Annotated in this window: 12 protein-coding genes; 8 read left to right on the forward strand and 4 right to left on the reverse strand. The window is 50.7% G+C overall.

Features of this window, described 5'->3' with window-relative positions; translation table 11 throughout:
* Window positions 1-158: 158 nt before the first annotated feature.
* Both MKQ68_RS05840 and MKQ68_RS05845 read right to left on the reverse strand, forming a co-directional pair.
* On the reverse strand, window positions 159-1,865 hold the full coding sequence (locus MKQ68_RS05840; RefSeq protein ID WP_264282481.1) for a RagB/SusD family nutrient uptake outer membrane protein: 1,707 nt from the start codon (window positions 1,863-1,865) through the stop codon (window positions 159-161).
* A gap of 16 nt (window positions 1,866-1,881) precedes the next feature.
* Window positions 1,882-5,106 carry a SusC/RagA family TonB-linked outer membrane protein gene (locus tag MKQ68_RS05845; protein WP_264282482.1) on the reverse strand — a complete coding sequence of 1,075 codons (3,225 nt, stop codon included), beginning with the start codon at window positions 5,104-5,106 and terminating at the stop codon, window positions 1,882-1,884.
* A gap of 338 nt (window positions 5,107-5,444) precedes the next feature.
* On the opposite strand from MKQ68_RS05845, the gene MKQ68_RS05850 reads away from it, so the two are divergent.
* Complete coding sequence (locus MKQ68_RS05850; RefSeq protein WP_264282483.1) at window positions 5,445-6,194, forward strand: DeoR/GlpR family DNA-binding transcription regulator; 750 nt, start codon at window positions 5,445-5,447, stop codon at window positions 6,192-6,194.
* A 476-nt stretch (window positions 6,195-6,670) separates the two neighbouring features.
* On the opposite strand, the gene MKQ68_RS05855 is transcribed toward MKQ68_RS05850, so the two are convergent.
* Entirely contained in the window at window positions 6,671-8,524 is a 1,854-nt protein-coding gene (locus tag MKQ68_RS05855; RefSeq protein ID WP_264282484.1) for an outer membrane protein assembly factor BamB family protein, read from the reverse strand.
* A 336-nt stretch (window positions 8,525-8,860) separates the two neighbouring features.
* Here MKQ68_RS05855 and MKQ68_RS05860 point away from each other — a divergent pair, with 336 nt between their 5' ends.
* The 6 genes from MKQ68_RS05860 to MKQ68_RS05885 all read left to right on the forward strand — a co-directional run bounded on the left by MKQ68_RS05860 (window position 8,861) and on the right by MKQ68_RS05885 (window position 15,125).
* On the forward strand, window positions 8,861-9,598 hold the full coding sequence (locus tag MKQ68_RS05860) for a (Fe-S)-binding protein (RefSeq protein ID WP_264282485.1): 738 nt from the start codon (window positions 8,861-8,863) through the stop codon (window positions 9,596-9,598).
* Window positions 9,595-10,959 (forward strand): lactate utilization protein B, encoded by a 1,365-nt coding sequence (locus tag MKQ68_RS05865; protein ID WP_264282486.1) that lies wholly within the window; start codon window positions 9,595-9,597, stop codon window positions 10,957-10,959. Before MKQ68_RS05860 ends, MKQ68_RS05865 begins: the two co-directional genes overlap by 4 nt.
* On the forward strand, window positions 10,956-11,531 hold the full coding sequence (locus MKQ68_RS05870) for a LutC/YkgG family protein (protein WP_264282487.1): 576 nt from the start codon (window positions 10,956-10,958) through the stop codon (window positions 11,529-11,531). Before MKQ68_RS05865 ends, MKQ68_RS05870 begins: the two co-directional genes overlap by 4 nt.
* 126 nt (window positions 11,532-11,657) lie before the next feature.
* Complete coding sequence (locus tag MKQ68_RS05875) at window positions 11,658-13,175, forward strand: sensor histidine kinase (protein WP_264282488.1); 1,518 nt, start codon at window positions 11,658-11,660, stop codon at window positions 13,173-13,175.
* Between the two features lie 9 nt (window positions 13,176-13,184).
* Window positions 13,185-14,384: a DUF4407 domain-containing protein gene (locus tag MKQ68_RS05880; protein WP_264282489.1), complete on the forward strand. Its 1,200-nt coding sequence runs from the start codon at window positions 13,185-13,187 to the stop codon at window positions 14,382-14,384.
* A 33-nt stretch (window positions 14,385-14,417) separates the two neighbouring features.
* Complete coding sequence (locus MKQ68_RS05885; RefSeq protein ID WP_264282490.1) at window positions 14,418-15,125, forward strand: LytR/AlgR family response regulator transcription factor; 708 nt, start codon at window positions 14,418-14,420, stop codon at window positions 15,123-15,125.
* 59 nt (window positions 15,126-15,184) lie between these two features.
* Here the strand turns inward: MKQ68_RS05885 and MKQ68_RS05890 are convergent, their stop codons facing one another.
* Complete coding sequence (locus MKQ68_RS05890; protein WP_264282491.1) at window positions 15,185-15,835, reverse strand: peroxiredoxin family protein; 651 nt, start codon at window positions 15,833-15,835, stop codon at window positions 15,185-15,187.
* 562 nt (window positions 15,836-16,397) lie between these two features.
* On the opposite strand from MKQ68_RS05890, the gene MKQ68_RS05895 reads away from it, so the two are divergent.
* Complete coding sequence (locus MKQ68_RS05895; RefSeq protein ID WP_264282492.1) at window positions 16,398-18,590, forward strand: bifunctional alpha,alpha-trehalose-phosphate synthase (UDP-forming)/trehalose-phosphatase; 2,193 nt, start codon at window positions 16,398-16,400, stop codon at window positions 18,588-18,590.
* The last annotated feature ends 29 nt before the right edge of the window (window positions 18,591-18,619 follow it).

An 18,619-nucleotide genomic window follows, 5' to 3' on the forward strand; every position in this document is an offset into this window, starting at 1 on the left:
ATTATTCCTTAATCGTTGGTTATTGTACTGCGCTAATTTACCGCAGTCATAAGTTGTTGATATCTATCCGTTTATGGCTGCGCTGAAGGTGCAGTCATGTTAAATAAAAAACCGGCACCAAAAAGTGCCGGTTTTTGCTCATAAACATGTAGGTGATACTATTGTTCCCAACCCAGGTTTTGCACCAGGGTGTATCCGTTGTTCTTGTAAAGATTGATCTGATTCACCGGCAGCGGGTTCAGGTACAGGCGGTCATTGTCAAACACACGATCGGTAGATGACAATGGCGCGGGAATAATATATCCCTCTGTACCATTGGTGAGCGTAGCGTCCGTTGCGGGGAACTGCGCTTTCGTGATCCATGCGCCGCGGTTAATGTCGACATTTTGTTTCGTGTCGGTATAAGCCAGTTTCTTCCAGCGTTTCAGGTCGGTAAGGCGGTTGCCTTCGAACATCATTTCTACGCGGCGTTCACGACGAATTTCCCATAACATAGGCGCTACGGTAGGGTCGCGTTTAGGATCGTCGTAAGGCACATCGCCACCCGCTGTTGCTGCCACCGGTAAACCGCCTACAGTTTTCAGCCGGGCGGTCTTAGCCCTGTCGCGAAGCAGGTTGATAGACTTGTCGAGATCAGCTTGCGTTAACTGGCCCAGTTCGTAGGTTGCCTCTGCATAATTGAGCAATACTTCGCCCAGGCGAATGATAGGTGCATCTGTCTGGTTAAGTGCATTATTACCTTCCGCTACATCCTTTACAGATTCGTTGAGGAATTTGTGGCTGGAGTAGCCGGTGGTGCTGTAATTGGATGCCACTTTGATCACGCGGTATTGTTTCACGAACGTAGCAGCCAAACGGCCGTCGCGGTTTGCAAATACCTGGTCGATCGTTTTATCGCCCTGGTAGTTGGGAGATACACCAATAGGCAAACCGTCGGAAGCGAGGTACGATTCGATCGCATTTTTAGATGCACCGCTTTGCGCTTCTTTATTGTTATAACTCATCAGCGCATGCGTAATCTGATTCGTTTCGTATTTGCGGTACAGCAGCACTTCTTTCGAAGTGGCCAGGCTCATGGAGCTGAAGATGCCGCGATAGTCAGCGTCCAGTGAATATTTGCCGGCAGTCATCACTGCTTCTGCAGCTGCCTTCGCAGCGGTGAGGTATTCGGTTGCTTTCGCCTGGTCAAGATTGTGATATTTGAACCAGGTGCCTTCGTGCAACATGATACGCGAGAAGAAAGCGTTGACTACTGCCCGGTTCACGACCAGGCCCGCATCGCCTGTTACCGAAGGATCTTCCACGCGAACATTCGCTGCAGCGTATTTCAGGTCGGCCAGGATGCTGTCAACAACCAATACACGTGGATCGCGCGGTTTGTATAACTGGGCGAAGTCGGTTTCTGTTACAGGTGCGTTATAAAATGGTACATCACCAAACTGGCGGACCAGGTCTGCATATTCAAGTGCACGGAAGAAACGTGCGACGCCAATCCAGTGATTGGTGGCTTCTTCTGCCATGGGAACGATCTTAATCCTGCTCATCCAGGTGTTGATCTGGCGCACGTTATTAAAGCTCCATCCGCCACCGCTGTTGGGTGCCTGTTTGGTAAACGGTGTTGGAGTCATCGGTGCAAAGTCGTCATTCAGACTTTGTATGGAGAAGTAAGTACCCCAGGTGTTACCACTGCCATAACCGCTAAAATAAATAGGGTAGTAGCGCCAGGAGAAGATGCGTACATTTCTCTCCGAAGTCCAGTAGGTGGCGTCGGATAACTCGTCCTTCGGGGGACGGGTGATAAAGTCTTTTTTACACCCGGTGATTACCAGGGCGCAGCATGCAATTATATGAAGGATCTTTTTCATTGTTGTCGCTTTAAATTTAGAGAGTCACCTGGAGGCCAAATGCAAACGATCTGCGATACGGATAGTTTCTGCCGAATGTAGCGGTGGAAATGCCGCTGTAACGGTAATCTACTTCAGGATCGATCGGCACATGCAGGTTGTCTTTTTCCCACAGATTTTCACCGCTCACATATACCCTCAGGCTTTGCAGTCTGGCTTTTTCTGCCAGGCTTTTAGGCAACGTATAACCCAATGATACGTTCTTCAGGCGCAGGTATGACATGTCGAGCAGGTACCTGGTTTGCGGGAAGAAGTTTTGGTTAGCTGCCTCGGTGGTAACGGAGGGTTTCGGGTAAAAGGCGTCTGTGTTGGTCGGCGTCCAGTAATCCATCTGGTGCTCATACACAGCGTCGTATGGTCTGAAAGATGGGATGGTCATCATACTGGGAGCCCAGAGTTCTCTTTTACCAACACCCTGGAAGAAAATGTTGAAGTCAACGCCCTTCCAGTTAGCGCCCAGGCGAATGCCATATTGATAACGCGGCGTGCTGTTACCGATCACCCGCATGTCGCCATGGTCGGTAATGGAGTTGCGGCCGTTATTCACCACGCTGTCGCCATTAAGGTCTTTGAATTTCACATCGCCGGGGCCATACCAGAACCAGGCCGCGCCCAGTCCTTCCAGGTATTTCTGGCTTGCAACACCCTCTTTCAGAATATATTTGCCAGTGGCATCTGTAATCAGCTTGCCATTGCCATCACGCTGAAAGTCGTCTTCTGTAAACAGCCTGTCTGTTTCATAACCCCAGATCTCGCCAATATACTTACCCTGGTAGTTTCCTGTGATCGCGCTACCAGAAAACTTAGTAAGTTTCTCCCTGAAGTCAGACAGGCTAAGGGTAGCGTTAATAGACAACTCATTGTCGAATGTATGGTTACCATCGATGCTGATTTCCCAACCGGTAGTCTGCAATTCGCCATAGTTACGGGGAGGGGCGCTGCCACCGAAAGTGCTCGGCAATTCAACACCGGCGCTCACCATGTCTTTGGTAGTCCTGCGATACCAGTCAAAAGTAAGCCCGATACGTTCTTTCCAGAACCTGGAATCGAAGCCGAAATCAAGCGTGTTGATCGTTTCCCATTTCCACAGCGGTGGTACGATCCTAGGTGAGTTGGCGTTGGTCGAAAGCATGTTGGCGCTTCCGATCCACCAGTTTGAAACGGCCGTAGTGATCGACGGACGGAAAGTCGCGTTGCCCAGCGTTACGTCGGAGTTGCCGATAGAACCGTAAGATGCGCGCAGTTTGAAGTAGGGTAATACATTTTTGATGCCGGACATAAACTCCTCTTCTGTGATGATGTAACCGGCAGAAGCGGAGGGGAAGAAGCCCCACTGATCATGTGCAGGGAAGTTAGAGGAACCGTCGTAACGACCGTTGAGTTCTAACAGGTAGCGGTTCTTAAACGCATAGTTGATACGCCCGAAGAAGCCCATCGTTGCCCAGTCATCATGCGAAGACCCAACGATCTGGTCACCATTCGCGAGGTTGGGTTCTCCTACGTTAGGATCTATCACGCCGTTTCTCCTCGTGAGGGCATAGTTGTTCTCCTGCGTCTCGGCATCCATACCCGCCATCACTTTAATTGAATGGTCGGAAATGTCTTTCTGATAAGTAGCGAATGTTTTAAAAGTGTGGTTTTCGTACGCACGGTTCAGGTATTGTGCGTAGTCGTAAGTGGTGGTATACGTTTCGTACCTCAGGGGAACGCCGCTCCATAAGTTCCATGCCGTGAGCGGTCCGCCAACTTCGCGGACGCGTGCCTGCTGGTTGGTATACGTGTAGTCGGCATCGAGGGTAAGGCCCGGGATGATTTTAAACGTACCGCCCAGTGCGTAGCGGTTGTAGTTCACTTTCGTGCCAGACATCTGGGCTGCCTGCATTTCCGACACTACGTTACGTACGGGTTTGCCATCGATGGTGCCGTACGGGTGAATAGAATGCCAGCGGTACAGGTAGTACAGCGGGTCGAACTGCGTGTTCTGGAACGAGAACGGAGTTTTCTGGTCTGTGCGGGCCATCATTACGCGGCTGCGAAGGTCCAGCCAGCTGGTTACCGCCGTGTTAACCGTCAGGTTAACGTTAGCGCGCTGAAACTTGTCCGTCTTCACGTTCATCAGGCCTTCCTGGTTCAGGAAGCCCAGGCTTAAATTATAAGTCGTTTTATCATTACCACCCGTGAAGTTAAGGTTGTGATTCTGTTGCGGGGTCCAGCTGCGGATGAACAATTTGTTTACATCCCACGGCCTGAAGTAAAACAGTGCACCATCACGGATCTCGTAATCGCGGCCTTCCACCATTTCAGGGCCAAGGTCCTGGCCGCCATACTGTTGCTTCCATTGTTTTACGCGTTCAATGCTCAGCGAGTCTACGCGGCTGCCGATATGGCCAAAGAACTTTGCTCCGGGCGCTTCACGCTGGCGGGCCAGGAGAGCGTAGGTAAGGCCGTCATCGTCCGTAACATCAGGCAGGCTGGTAGGTTTAGACCAGGCTATGTTGTTGGAATAAGAGACCCTGTTCTGCGTATTCTTTTTACCCGTTTTAGAAGTGATAAGCACAACGCCATATGCAGCGCGGCTACCATAAATTGACGTGGATGCCGCATCTTTTAATACGGAGATAGATTCGATATCGTCGGGATTCACCATCAGCAGGCTCTGAATTTCCACGTTATCCAGTAGTATCAGCGGCTGTGCACCACCGCTGGCGTTCGTAGAACCTGTCATACCACGCAGGCGGATGCTCGGGTTGGTACCAAGGTCGCCGCTCACCGTTGTGATGGTCAGGCCGGGAACAGTTCCCTGCATGGCTCTGCCTGCGTCGGTAACGGTGCGGGCCTGCATCGTTTTGGCCACATCCACCGTACTAACAGCGCCCGTAAGGTTAGCCCTTTTCTGCGTACCATAACCCACTACCACCACCTGGTCGAGCGAACGATCGTCTACGGCAATGGATATTTTGTAGTCGTTAGACGCGCCCAGGGTAATGGTCTGCGCTTTGTAGCCGATGAAGGAAACAGTGAGGGATTTGGTTTCCTCCGGTACGGTAAGGGTAAACTTGCCTTCTGCATTGGTGCTGGTGCCTAATGTTTTACTGGCTTGTACCGTAGCGCCAATTACCGGCCCGCCGGAAGCCTGGTCCAATACTTCGCCGGTAATCTTCCTTTGTGCCCATGATACTGCAAAAAGCAGCAATAGCAGCAAAGTGCTTAGTAACTTTTTTCATAAATAGTTTGTGTTTAGCGTAGCGAAAACAATAACTCGGAATAGATAAATAAGTCGTTTAAAGTAAAGTCCTATGATTTTAATTGGTCGTCTGGTTACTCACCGTCCCAGGTGCTTTTTGGTTGATGTCTGTTCTCTATTTGCGTTTTTGTGCGTTTTTACGTGTTCAATTTAGGGAGAAAATCGAAAATAAAAAAGAGTTCATGGAAAAATAACGCAAATTCCGGCAGGAAATGTAATTTAGGTTAAGGAAAGATGCAAGAATCAGACATAGCGCAATCCAACATAATTTTTATTTTTGCACATCGATACCAGCTATGCTAAAAGAAGAAAGGCAAACATTTATCATGCGCCAGATCAACCTGCACAACAAAGTGCTCTCGGCTGATCTCAGCGCGATGCTCAGCGTATCCGAAGACACAGTCCGGCGCGACCTGAAGGAGCTTGCAGAAGAAGGCAAGGTGCTAAAGGTGCACGGCGGCGCCATCGGAAAATCGTTCCATTATCCGTTTAACGGGAACAGTGAAGTGTACGCGCTCGACGCAAAACAGCAAATAGCCGCAAAGGCAATCCGTCTCCTGAAGGACGACATGTTCATCCTTACCGGTGGCGGTACTACGATGATCGAGTTCGCCAAAAAGATACCCGAAAACCTGCGCGCCACGTTCTTTACGATTAGTCCACTGGTAGCCATTCAGCTGGCCGAACATTCAGAATTAACGGTGATTACCATCGGCGGACAGCTCAGCAAAAGCTCCAACGTACATATCGGCTCGAGTGTTATTAACCAGCTGGCAGATATCAAGGTCGACCTTTGCCTGTTCGGGACCAATGGACTGTCCGTACAGGAAGGCATGACGGATTCGGACTGGGAGGTGGTGCAGGTGAAGAAGGCGATGTTGCGGGCTTCCAAAAAGATGGCAGTCATGAGTATTGCCGAAAAACTCAACTCCACCCAGCGAATGAAGGTATGTGATATTAACCAGGTCGATTACCTGATCACCGAACTGGCGGCGGACAACCACTTCCTGTCGCCATACCAACATTTGGACCTGGAATTACTGTAACGCACGCCCTGAAACATCCTGTTTACAAGCATTTCCAGGGAATAGCCCTTTTGAAAGGCCCGCCAGATAAGCGCTATGCCCTTTCGAGGCCCTTTCGGGGCCCTTTCCGCAGTGCATTTTGTGCCCAGCGTACCCGGCAGTAACATCGGGGGAAATGCCGTTGAAGGGAGTTTTTTTTAGGTTTGTGCGATAGGCGAACCCAGGAAATGACTGAGCATCGCTTCCGCCGTCATCGCGACTGAAAGGAATCGAACCTCCGCTCTTCGCGGTATAAGAATGGCAGTCCTGAACTACTTGGGCGAAGACCGAACACGATGTTGGCTTCACTTTGTTCGCCATGACGGAAGGGAGAGCCGCTTCGCCCAAAAGCGAAACTGCCGTACAAGTGAGTGACACAACGGGGGCTGATGAAAGTGATAATGTTTGCTCAAAAATATTAAAGATAAAGCGGGAGAGTACCTCCCGCTTTCGTGTTTTTATACCTTACGGGGAAACTTCTGTAGTTTGCCCTCGATCAGGCTGATCCAGATGTCGCCGTTTTTGTCGGCAACAATTTTATTGATAGATGAATTGCCCGCTTTATGCGTCCATTTTACCTGGTGAGTAGCCACATCGATCGCGATGAGCAGGCCGTTTTTGGTGCCGGCGTATAAGGTGCCGTTGCTCTCCAAAAGCGGGCAGGGGTTGTGTTCGTAACCATATTTCGCGTCGGCGTACCAGAGCAGCTCCATCGCTGGTGCCGAGGTGGATACGGCGATTACCGTGTCCTCCATCAGTTTGGCGTATACAGCCTTTCCGTCCGGCGACACCTCCATGGCCTCGCGCACGCGATAGCGGTTGTTGCGCCAGATTGTTTGTCCGGTCGAAAGATCGATTGCCGTCATGTAGCGGTCGGGCGCTACTATGAATACGCGGCCGTTAACGATGGCGGGCTTCACGTTGCCGGGGGAGTACAGCTTTTGTTGACTGCCATTGTTCCATTTCCATTTCAGTTCGCCCGTGGCCTTGTTAAGGCAATACAGGTGCCGGTCCCAGGCGCCGAACACGATCTCTTTATCGGTGGTGGCGGGTTTGCCCTGCATTTGTCCGTTCATGGAATCGTTCTTCCAAAACACCTTTCCATTATTGATATTGATGCAATAAAACGCATGGCTGCCCACGCCGATGTATAAACGATCGCCTTCCACAATACCCTCGCTAATTACAGGTTCGGTCACCGGGAGTTTCCATTTGTCCCTGCCGGTTTTCGCATCCAGGCCGTGAATGTAACCGTCTACGGTGCCAACGGTGATAATACCTTTGCCAGCCAGCGGCGTGGCGTAAATGGAGCCGGTAAATTGCCTGCGCCAGTTTACTTTCTTGTTCGCGGCGTTCAGGGCGATCACTTCACCCTGTGAGTTGCCGAAAATCACCTGCGTTTCCAGCGGTAAAGGGCCGGTAAATGAGGCGGAGGTGTCCTGGAAAGTAAACACCGGTTTTACCTGCGGAAATTTATCGTTGATGCTGTAATCGGGCAGGGGAGAGGGCTTCACGTCTTTGATCGCATCCGCGTTCTGCAGGCTGAAGGCTTTGAAAGGCACTGCCTCCTGCATAAGTGTTTTTTCCTGGAAGATGGCACTGTCGTTCCGCAACGTTACAATGTTATACCCCGGCAAATCCGTGCCTTTGTACGGCAGGGAAGAGCGGCCCATCACACCGGGAATGCCGCCGAAGTTGTGCACAGACAGTTTATGTCCGTGCCCGCAAAGCGCCAGGCGGGTGTTTTTGGATTGCAGGAAGCCCGTAATATTCTGCCAGTTATCGAGTCCGTCGCCTAACGGATAGTGGCAGAGCGAAATCACCGTTTTGCCCGGCGTAACGCGCTGGGAAAGGGTTTTCTTCAGCCAATGAATGTCTTCTTCCTTGATATGGCCATCGCCCATTTTCATATACGGACCGGTGTTATAACCGACGAAGATGTATTTATCTTTCTCGAAATAGAACCGGTCGTTGCCCCACAGTCGTACGAATGTTTGCGCGGCGCTTTCGGACCAGTTAGTTTCATGGTTGCCCGGAATAACGTACAGCGGATACTTCAGGTTTTTGAGGATCGTATGCACTGCGTTCAGCTCTGCATCAGTGCCGGTGTTAGTAAGGTCGCCCGTTAACACGACAAAGTCGAACGGCTGGGTGTTGATCTCACTCACGATACCGGCCAGTCCTTTTTCGCTGGGAATGCCGGGTGATACGTGTATGTCGGTTAAAAAGGCAAAACGGATAGGCGCAGCCGTTTGTGCCCGCGCCTGCAGGGCGCCAAAGATAATCAGGATGCCTGTCAGCAACTTTCTCATAGTTCTCAGCATGATGTGAATGTAAAAAAGTGTAAAGCGCGCAAAGACATACTGCCGGCGAAACCGGAAGAACAGATCAATGTAAAAAAGCAACTGGGACACCTAAAAATAGCAAAAGCCTTTTTAAAAGCAAATCTTTTGGGAAGGATGGTACAGGATGCCAAAACTCGTCGCGGGACTTATTTTTAAGGGGCCGTTATGAAAAACTGATCTTTCGCTGATTACATAATGGCGTAAAATGCCCGTCCCGGTTTTTAAATGAGGCAATATAGTACCAGCTTTGGGTAAAAATCACATCCGGGAAGCGCCTAATTTTACGAACAGATATTGAGCTTTATGAGAGTAGGATTATTTATTCCCTGTTATGTAGACCAGTTCTATCCCAACGCGGGCATCGCCACTTTGCAGCTGCTGGAAAAGCTGGGCGTGGAAGTGGTGTACCCGGCGAACCAGACCTGTTGCGGGCAGCCGATGGCCAACTCGGGCTTCGAACATCTTACCGAAGGATGTAACCGCCTGTTCGTGGACCAGTTTGCCGGTTTCGACTACATCGTATCGCCTTCGGGAAGCTGCGTGTTGCATGTGAAAGATCACCTGCACCTGCATGATCGCGAGCAGGAGGCCGAACAGGTACGGACGAAAGTATACGAGATCACCGCTTTTCTTACCGATATATTACAGGTGACGGCCTTGCCCGGACGTTTTCCGCATAAGGTGGGCTTACATCAGAGCTGCCACGGACAGCGCGGCCTGCATTTGTCGGCCATGAGCGAACTGGTGGCGCCCAAGTTCTCCAAACCCTTGCAGTTACTCAACATGGTAGAAGGTATAGAGCTGATCCCGCTGAAACGGGAAGATGAGTGCTGTGGTTTTGGGGGTACCTTTTGCGTAACCGAAGAAGCGGTATCTGTAAAGATGGGGAAAGACCGGGTAAGCGATCACCTCGAAAACGGCGCACAATTTATAACCGGCACGGATATGTCGTGCCTGATGCATATGGAAGGCATATTACGCCGCCGGAACAGTCAGGTTAAAGTGATGCACATTACAGAAATACTCAATGCCGGATCATGAAGAACCACGCACAATTATCGCAGGAATTTAATGCCAACGAGCCGCGTGTAAACTGGCACGACGAAACCCTTTGGTGGGTGCGCCAGAAGCGCGATAAGGCCGCCAATACGCTTCCTGAATGGGAGCAGTTACGCGAGGCAGCCTCCAGTATCAAATACCACACTTTATCTAACCTGAACGACTACCTGCAGCAGTTCGAAGCGAACGCGGAGCAGAACGGCGTAACCGTACACTGGGCCGCCGACGCGAAGGAACATAATGAGATCGTACATCGTATACTGGCTGCAGAAGGCGTGAACCGCATCGTGAAAAGTAAATCGATGCTGACGGAAGAATGCCATCTGAACCCTTACCTGGCGGAGAAAGGCATTGATGTAATCGATACCGATCTGGGCGAACGTATTGTGCAACTGGCGGATGAGCCGCCGAGCCATATCGTGCTGCCCTGCATTCATAAAAAGAAAGAAGAGATAGGAGAGTTGTTCCACGAACACCTGGGCACTGCCAAAGGCGAAGCAGACCCGCAGGTACTGACCGCCGCCGCGCGGGTACACCTGCGTGAGAAGTTTTTAACCAGGCGGGCGGCCATTACCGGCGTCAACTTCGCGATCGCGGAAACGGGGGAGTTCGTGGTATGTACCAACGAAGGCAATGCCGACATGGGCGCGCACCTCGCGGATGTACACATCGCCTGCATGGGCATCGAGAAACTGATCCCGCAGCGCAGGCACCTGAGTATTTATTTACGTTTACTCGCCCGCAGCGCCACCGGCCAGCCGGTAACAACGTACTCCAGCCATTTCCGCCGCCCGCGCGCCGGGCAACAAATGCATATTGTACTGGTAGACAATGGCCGCAGTACACAACTGGGCCGCGAGGAGTTCCGTAATTCATTAAAATGTATCCGTTGCGGGGCTTGTATGAACACTTGTCCCGTTTACCGCCGTAGTGGCGGACATAGCTACCATACTGCCATCGCGGGCCCGATAGGGGCTATCCTGGCGCCTAACCTGGATATGAAACAATATGCAGATCTGCCGTTCGCGTCCACGCTGTGCGGCTCCTGCTCCAACGTATGCCCGGTGAAGATCGACATTCATGACCAGCTGTATAAATGGCGGCAGGTGTTGATGAAAGATGGTCAGGGTGGTGCCGCTAAAGGTCTTTCGATGAAGGCGATGAACTTTACGTTATCCTCGCCCGGCGTGTATCGCACTGCGGGCAAAGCAGGGCGCTGGTTCTTACGGAACGTGCCATTCGTGGTGAACAATCCGCTGAACCCCTGGTATAAGCAGCGTGACATGCCCGAGGCACCTAAACAATCCTTTGGCGAATGGTATCAACAAAACAGGAAAAAATGACCAGCAGGGAAAAGATCTTGGCCGCCGTAAAAAAGAACCAGCCCGAGCTGGCGCCGATGGCGGAATATATACAACCCGAAAGGGCGGAGGACCTCGTCGCCAAATTCGCGATCGTATTAGATGGCATTGGTGGTAAGGCTGTCATGGTGCAGCGTATGGAGGAGATTCGCCAGCATTTGCAGGAGCATTGGCTGGGCAAAGGACGCATTGTATCGATGGTGCCGGAGCTGCGCGACCTGGGTGAGCAGCCATCGGAAGTGGACCCGCATCAGTTCGAGAACGTAGAGCTGGCGATATTGCCCGCCCATTTTGCCGTGGCGGAGAACAGTGCGGTATGGGTGACGGAGGAGTTGTTGCAGCAGCGTGTGTTGCCCTTTATTACCCAAAACCTGGCGGTGATCGTGCGGCGCGAGCGGCTGGTAGCCACGATGCACCATGCCTACGAGCTGATCGGCAATGGCGATTACGGGTTCGGTACCTTCATTGCGGGCCCGTCCAAAACCGCCGACATTGAGCAGTCGCTGGTGCTGGGGGCGCATGGGTCGAAAAGTATGACCGTATTTTTGTTATAATAGGGGAGGCGGTGAAAAACACCGCCTCTTGTTTTTCGGGTTCATCCCATATTTGATCTTGTTAATCACATTTCCCGCTCGTGCTCCCGCCTGTTTATTATCATTGCGGTAAATATCACTCCGCACATGAATCAATTCCGGAAGATCGAATTTTGGCTGGCGACCGTGTTCCTTTTGTTTGTACTGTTTGGCACCTTTTACAATACGGTGAACCTGAGTATTTACCGGTTACATGCTATTTACGGCAGCGCCTTTGCGCGGAGAGGGATGGTATTCGACTACTACATTCACTACCTGTTGCCCACGCTGGCGATCTGGCTGGCGCGGTACGGCGTGTTCGTGACGGCGGGCGCCTGGATCATGGCTCGGCTGGTACCGGCACGGAAATATGTGCAGGCGGCATTGGTGGCGGCAGGACTGGCGCTGATCTTATTCCTGGTTACCCTGGTGGCCAATTCCTACCTGAAGGGCGATCTGCTGGGGGTATATGCCACGAAACGCGGTGCGCATATGCACTTTGCGAAACTGGCTTTTTCGTCTACTATGCTGTTCGGCATCATGTACGCCGGTTATGCCTTGCTGCAATTGTGTTACTTCGAGTTCCTGGCGGACTATATGGAGCGTAATGCGGGTCTGCGCAGGAAAGTAACGGATGTAATGATCGGTATGGCTGCCTGGGCGGTACTGACAGCAGGCTTTTTCGCGATCGATCAGTACTCCGTGGCCCGTTACTGGCTGGCCATGTCGCCGGCTTTGATATTTTGTTACATGATGATCGAGTACCGGTTGCTACCGCGGTATTATAAAGTAGCGCGTAACCGTTGGTTCTTTTTTCGGGAACTCATCGCTTATTTGGTCCTGTCTTCACTTGCCTGCGTAGTCATGTTCATTGTGGTCAGAGGCCGCTGGAGTGATGCCGCGGTGATGTTCGCGCTTGGTTTTACGGCGGTATTGGTGTTGGGAGCGATATTACCGCTCACCTGGAAGCGATATGAAAGTAATTTGTCCCAGGAAGAGAAAGTGAAAGACCTGCAAATTGCACTGGGCAGCTCGTCCGCCAATCTTGATTTCCTGCGTTCGCAGATTAATCCGCATTTCCTGTTCAACGCGCTGAATACATTATACGGCACCTCTTTGCAGGAAAACGCATATCGCACCAGCGAAGGCATTCAAAAGCTCGGGGATATGATGCGTTTTATGCTGCACGAAAATCACCAGGAGCAAATCAAACTGGGAAAAGAGCTGGCATACCTGCATAATTACATTTCCCTGCAACGCCTGCGTGTACAGGAGTCGCCCGATATACAGATAGAAGTGCATATCGACGATACGCATTGTGATCACTATATCGCCCCCATGCTACTGATTCCTTTCGTGGAGAATGCCTTTAAACATGGCATCAGTCTGCGCAACCGTTCGCGTATATCCATCACATTGAATTGTGATGCCAAGCATATTTATTTCGACGTGCACAATACCGTACACCAGCGGCCCGACAATGATCCGGAGCGCAACAGCCTGGGCATCGGTCTCAATAATGTAAAGAATCGCCTGAACCTCCTGTATGCGAAGAAGCATGAGTTATCGATCCGGCAAACGGCGGCGGAGTTTTTCGTACACCTTACCATACAGGTATCAAAATAAAATACACCTATGCAGCAACAACCCACCAATCCACCTGTAACCGATACGCCGGTAGATGGCCTCAGCCGCTTCCTCTGGTGGCTGGCCGCCGCTGATGCGGACATTTTGAAAGATTGTAAAGCCGATAAAGAACGCTATCGCATCGTAGGCATCGCCGTGCTCGTTACCTGGATGTTTGCGACATTAGCCTGGGGATACTTCTTTTCTACCGTGCTGAATGACGATATGATTGTGGCCGCATTGGCCTTATTCTTTGGCTTCGCAATATTATCCATCGACCGCAGCCTGATCGCCGCGATGTCGCGCAACCAGAGTGGCAATAAGTTTGTACCCGTTGCATTTCGGTTGCTATTGGCGGTAACGATCGGCCTGTTCATTTCGCAGCCCGTCGTATTAATGTTGTTCCAGAAAGATATACAGGCGCAGATCGTATTGAACAAACAAACCAAACTGGATACCTTCCGCAAAGAACTCGGCGAACTGAACGCCGCGCGTAAAAGCGAGATCCAGGGCGGGCTTGATGGCTTGAATGCAGAAGTGCGGACCAAAGAAGAGCAGGTAAAAGATTATAAAGATGCCTACATCCGTGAAACCGACGGTACCGGCGGCTCCGGCAGGATTGGTGAATCAGCCATCGCCCGGGTGAAGAAGAGCGAATACCTGAAGGCAGAAGAGGATCTGATCAAATTGCGCAAAGCCAATGCGCCTAAGATCCTGGAACGGGAAGCCCAGCTGCAGCAGCTGGTAAAGGAAGATAGCGTGAAGGAACAGGCGTACATCATCACACTTACCGACGGCTTCCTTGCGCAGACCGAAGCACTGACAGACCTCACGGAAAAACATCCGCCCCTGAAGCAGCGTTACCGCCTGGTGGTTTTTCTCATCACACTGATAGAAGTAATGCCCTTGCTCACAAAACTCCTGATGCCCAAAGGCGAATATGATGAAAAGCTCGCCGCCATTACCGCACAGAGCATTTCTGACGCGCAGCTTGGCTTAGAGAAAGGAAAGGTGCTGCAGCATCACTATCACGACATTGCCACCGCCGCCGACCAGGAAACGATGGACCAACTCTTCGAGCTGACCCGCGACGCCCGCCGCCAGCACGCCCGTGATCTGGTAGAGGAGTGGAAGGAGCAGGACGGTAAAAGGTATCCTGCCTTGTGGACGAGGGCGCGTAAGATGCTGATGTTGCATCGGACGTGGTAATTATTTCACTAACTTGGAAGCAGAACTGAACATATGAAGCTGAATGCCATCGCCATCGACGACGAACCCGTAGCGCTGGAAGTCATCCGCTCCCACGCATCCCGCGTACCTTTCCTGGACATGAAAGGCTTTTTTACCAATGCCTTCGAGGCAGCAGATTACCTGCGCCGCGAAAAGGTCGATTTGCTGTTCCTCGATATCAAAATGCCCGACATCAACGGCATCGACTTCCTGACAAGTCTGCCCGATCCGCCCATGGTCATTTTCACCACCGCCTATTCGGAACATGCCGTACAAAGCTTCGAGCTGGACGCGATCGATTATCTGCTTAAACCCTTTTCGCTGGCCCGTTTCCTGAAGGCCTGCAATAAAGCATATGCCCTGCTTCAGTTCAAAGCGGAAAAAGTGGTACAGCCTGCTGCGGCCAGCTTCATTTTTATAAAAAGTGGTTACGAGCAGTTTCGGGTGGAGTTAGATGAGATCCTGTACCTGGAGAGTGCGGGTAACTATGTAAACTTCGTATTCGCCGATCGCAAGCTGTTATCGCGTCTCAGTATGCAGGAGGCCGTGTCGTTGCTGCCATCAGCGCAGTTTACACGGGTGCATCGCTCCTACATCGTTGCTAATAACAAAGTACAGCGCATCGACCGCAACTATTTGTACGTAAACCAGTTTCCCATCAGTATTGGTGCGGCTTATGCCGATGCGATCGAGAAAGTGGCAGGAGGGAAGTTGGGGTAAAAAGATGGGCGCCCAAAAGAAGGCGCCCTTTATATCTCTATGTATATCTGCTGTTAAGGTCAATTATGAATCCGGGCCACCAGCCTGTTCGCATTGGCGGCATAGTTCAACGCGTGCAGTAACTCTTCTGCATTTACCGATTGTTGCAGGTAAGTATCGCTACCACCATACACAATGTTTTTAGCAGGGTTTACCACATAAGTGCCCGGTACCGGTACGTGCTCATTGATGCCCGAAACCAGGTCCCAGATAGGCGCTGCTTCGTGGTAAAGGCCCAGCTTTTCGGCCACCGCGTTGTCTTTATCATGAATAATATCGAATGTTAACCCGTATTGCGCGATCAACGGTTCAATAAATTTCCTGTCTTCGGAAGTCAACACCAGCAATGTTCCACCCGCCTGGCGGACCTGCGCATGCAGTGACTGTAAATGCTGTAAATGTTGAATGCCATAGTCGTTCCAGTGTATGGAGAAGAAGCTGAGTACCAGCGGGCGCTCCAGCAATTCTACCAGTGCTACAAAACCCTGTGCATTGGCACCGGAGAGATCCGCGTTCTGGATAATCTCATCTTCATGAAAAAACAGCGGCGGCACTTTATCGCCTGCTACCGCTACTGGTAAACGGGCAGCGCTGTTCTTATAATATTTTACAAAACGTTCAGGTAAAGCGTAGGTAATGTAATCGCCGTATTTATGGTTGTTTGTAGACATCTTTAATGTGGTTTAAGGTCGTTTAAAAAATGGGGGTCGAAGTTGTAGGTATCGTTCGTTATGCATTTTATCACATGCCGCACATGACACAACACGCGGAGTGAGCGCCCAGGTACGGCCTGCAAGTGGCCATTTGCTGTCTGCCATAAAAAGGCATGGTTGGTTTTTGATTGTTCATGCGATTCGTTTTTACGTTGTTTTGAACTGATTTCTTAGTAAAGATAAGTACTTTTTAAATACAAACCCATAAAGTCTATAAAAATAGTAGGGTAATAGAAAATATGACAAAAGTAGCCTGAATTGTCATAAAATATAAGAAGTCGGAACCGGGGTGGAGGAGGGGCTATACCGCCCTATACCAGGGGACTTACACCGGCCTTTTTTTCTGAATATGATGTTTGATAATCGTTAACGTATTGATTAATAATCGTATTTGTGTTAAAGTTGGGTCGATTTTTGATGTAATAACTCCTTCCGGCCCGCCCGGTATCATTATTTGTTAATATATAAAGCCTGACTATAGTAAAGACGAACGCTCACTTATAAAACGAAAAATTGGCCTATGAAGACAATTATAGTTTCTAATCGCCTGCCGGTGAAGATGAAAGAGAAAGACGGGGAGTACATCCCCATGCCCAGCGAAGGAGGCCTCGCGACAGGGCTTGGATCTATCTACCGGCAAGGTGACAATGTTTGGATCGGGTGGCCTGGCACGGTAACGGCCGAAGAGCATTACGGCCAGATAGAGGAAAAACTCAAAAGCCAGAACCTGAAACCTGTATTTCTGACGCAGGAGGAAATCAACAATTTTTATGAAGGATTTTCTAACGAAGTGTTATGGCCGGTATTCCATTACATGTCTACCTACGCCCGCTACGAACAACAGTACTGGGATTATTATGTACAGGTGAACCAGAAGTTTAAGGCCGCCATCTTAGAAGTGGCCGAACCTGGTGATGTCATCTGGATACATGACTATCAATTATTACTGCTCCCGCAAATGATCCGCGAAGAGCAGCCGGATGCCACGATTGGCTTTTTCCAGCACATTCCGTTCCCGTCGTATGAGTTATTCCGGCTCATTCCGTGGCGCAACGAGCTGCTGGAAGGTATGCTGGGTGCCGATTTATTAGGTTTCCACACCTTTGATGATGCGCGGCACTTCTTACAGGCGACCAGCCGTTTGCTGCCTGTTATCACTTCTTCCAACATGATTACGGTGAACGACCGTTCGGTGGTGGTGGAAACTTTCCCGATGGGGATCGATTACAAAAAGTATGAATCACTGGCTCACATGCCATCTGTCGCTCACCAGGTACGTAACCTGCGTGAACGTTTTCAATTACAGCATATCGTGCTTACGATCGACCGGCTCGATTACAGTAAGGGCATACTGCAGCGTTTACAGGCGTTTGAACTGTTATTGCAGCTGCACCCCGAGTACATCGAAAAGATCGGCATGTGTATGATCGTAGTGCCCTCGCGCGACAATGTGCAGCAATACAGTGCGCTGCGCGATGATATAGATAAACTCGTCGGCAACATCAATGCCCGCTACCGCACCATGGGCTGGGCGCCGATCCATTATTTCTATCGCAGTTTTCCGCTTGAAATTCTATCTGCTCTATATAACCTGGCCGACATCTGCCTGGTGTCGCCCATGCGCGATGGTATGAACCTTGTAAGTAAGGAGTATGTGGCCAGCCGCATCCATCACGACGGGGTGTTGATCCTGAGTGAAATGGCTGGCGCTTCAAAAGAGTTGATCGATGCGGTGATTGTAAACCCGAACAACATCGGCGCAATCGCCCGCGCGATCGACGAAGCGATCAATATGCCGATACTGGAACAACGGCGCAGGATGCTGCCCATGCGGCAAATCGTAGAGAAATTCAATATTCATCACTGGGTAAAATTATTTATGGATACGTTGAACGATGTGAAGAGAAACCAGCAATCGATGCTGGCAAAAAGAATCAATACAGAAATGGCGCAACAGCTCGCCACCCGCTACGCGGCCTCCGGCAAACGCGCGTTATTCCTCGATTACGACGGAACACTCGTTGGCTTTAAGGTAAACATCGACCAGGCGAGTCCGGATGAAGAACTGTACGCCTTGCTAGAAGAGCTGGCCAACGATCCGGCTAACAGCCTGGTCATGATCAGCGGCCGTAAATACGAAACCATGGAACAATGGTTCGGCCGCCTGCCGATCGACCTGATCGCCGAACATGGCGCGTGGGTGAAGCTGAAAGACACCAAATGGGTGCAACAGCCAGGCCTGCAGGATCAATGGAAAAAGGATATTCAGCCTGTGCTGGAAACTTTTACCGATCGCACCGCGGGATCTTTCATCGAGGAAAAAAGCTATTCACTGGTATGGCATTATCGTAAAGTAGAAGAGGGGCTTGGTGAATTACGCGCCAATGAACTTATGAACACGTTGCGTTATTATACCGCCGACAAAGCGTTACAACTGCTGGCCGGCGACAAGGTAATTGAAGTGAAGAACGTGGAGATCAACAAGGGTAAAGCCGCTAACGCATGGTTCAAATCGCACGACTACGATTTTGTGATGGCCATGGGAGATGATCTTACGGATGAAGATATCTTTAAAGCATTACCGGAAGAGGCGATCACCATTAAGGTAGGCAGTTATATGAGTGCTGCGCGCTTTTACCTGCGTAGTCACCAGGAGGTGAGGCATGTGCTGAAAATGCTTACCAAAGCGGGTGGACAAACCATTGCGAAGTAACAGATTATCAGGAATCGATAAAAAAAAGG

The organism is Chitinophaga horti (assembly GCF_022867795.2).
Classification (GTDB): domain Bacteria; phylum Bacteroidota; class Bacteroidia; order Chitinophagales; family Chitinophagaceae; genus Chitinophaga; species Chitinophaga horti.

What these genes read in the sequence shown, in the direction of transcription:
- MKQ68_RS05840 (WP_264282481.1), bottom strand. Translation starts at nt 1,865, where the DNA reads ATGAAAAAGATCCTTCATATAATTGCATGCTGCGCCCTGGTAATCACC.
- MKQ68_RS05850 (WP_264282483.1), top strand. Translation starts at nt 5,445, where the DNA reads ATGCTAAAAGAAGAAAGGCAAACATTTATCATGCGCCAGATCAACCTG.
- MKQ68_RS05855 (WP_264282484.1), bottom strand. Translation starts at nt 8,524, where the DNA reads ATGAGAAAGTTGCTGACAGGCATCCTGATTATCTTTGGCGCCCTGCAG.
- MKQ68_RS05860 (WP_264282485.1), top strand. Translation starts at nt 8,861, where the DNA reads ATGAGAGTAGGATTATTTATTCCCTGTTATGTAGACCAGTTCTATCCC.
- MKQ68_RS05865 (WP_264282486.1), top strand. Translation starts at nt 9,595, where the DNA reads ATGAAGAACCACGCACAATTATCGCAGGAATTTAATGCCAACGAGCCG.
- MKQ68_RS05870 (WP_264282487.1), top strand. Translation starts at nt 10,956, where the DNA reads ATGACCAGCAGGGAAAAGATCTTGGCCGCCGTAAAAAAGAACCAGCCC.
- MKQ68_RS05875 (WP_264282488.1), top strand. Translation starts at nt 11,658, where the DNA reads ATGAATCAATTCCGGAAGATCGAATTTTGGCTGGCGACCGTGTTCCTT.
- MKQ68_RS05880 (WP_264282489.1), top strand. Translation starts at nt 13,185, where the DNA reads ATGCAGCAACAACCCACCAATCCACCTGTAACCGATACGCCGGTAGAT.
- MKQ68_RS05885 (WP_264282490.1), top strand. Translation starts at nt 14,418, where the DNA reads ATGAAGCTGAATGCCATCGCCATCGACGACGAACCCGTAGCGCTGGAA.
- MKQ68_RS05890 (WP_264282491.1), bottom strand. Translation starts at nt 15,835, where the DNA reads ATGTCTACAAACAACCATAAATACGGCGATTACATTACCTACGCTTTA.
- MKQ68_RS05895 (WP_264282492.1), top strand. Translation starts at nt 16,398, where the DNA reads ATGAAGACAATTATAGTTTCTAATCGCCTGCCGGTGAAGATGAAAGAG.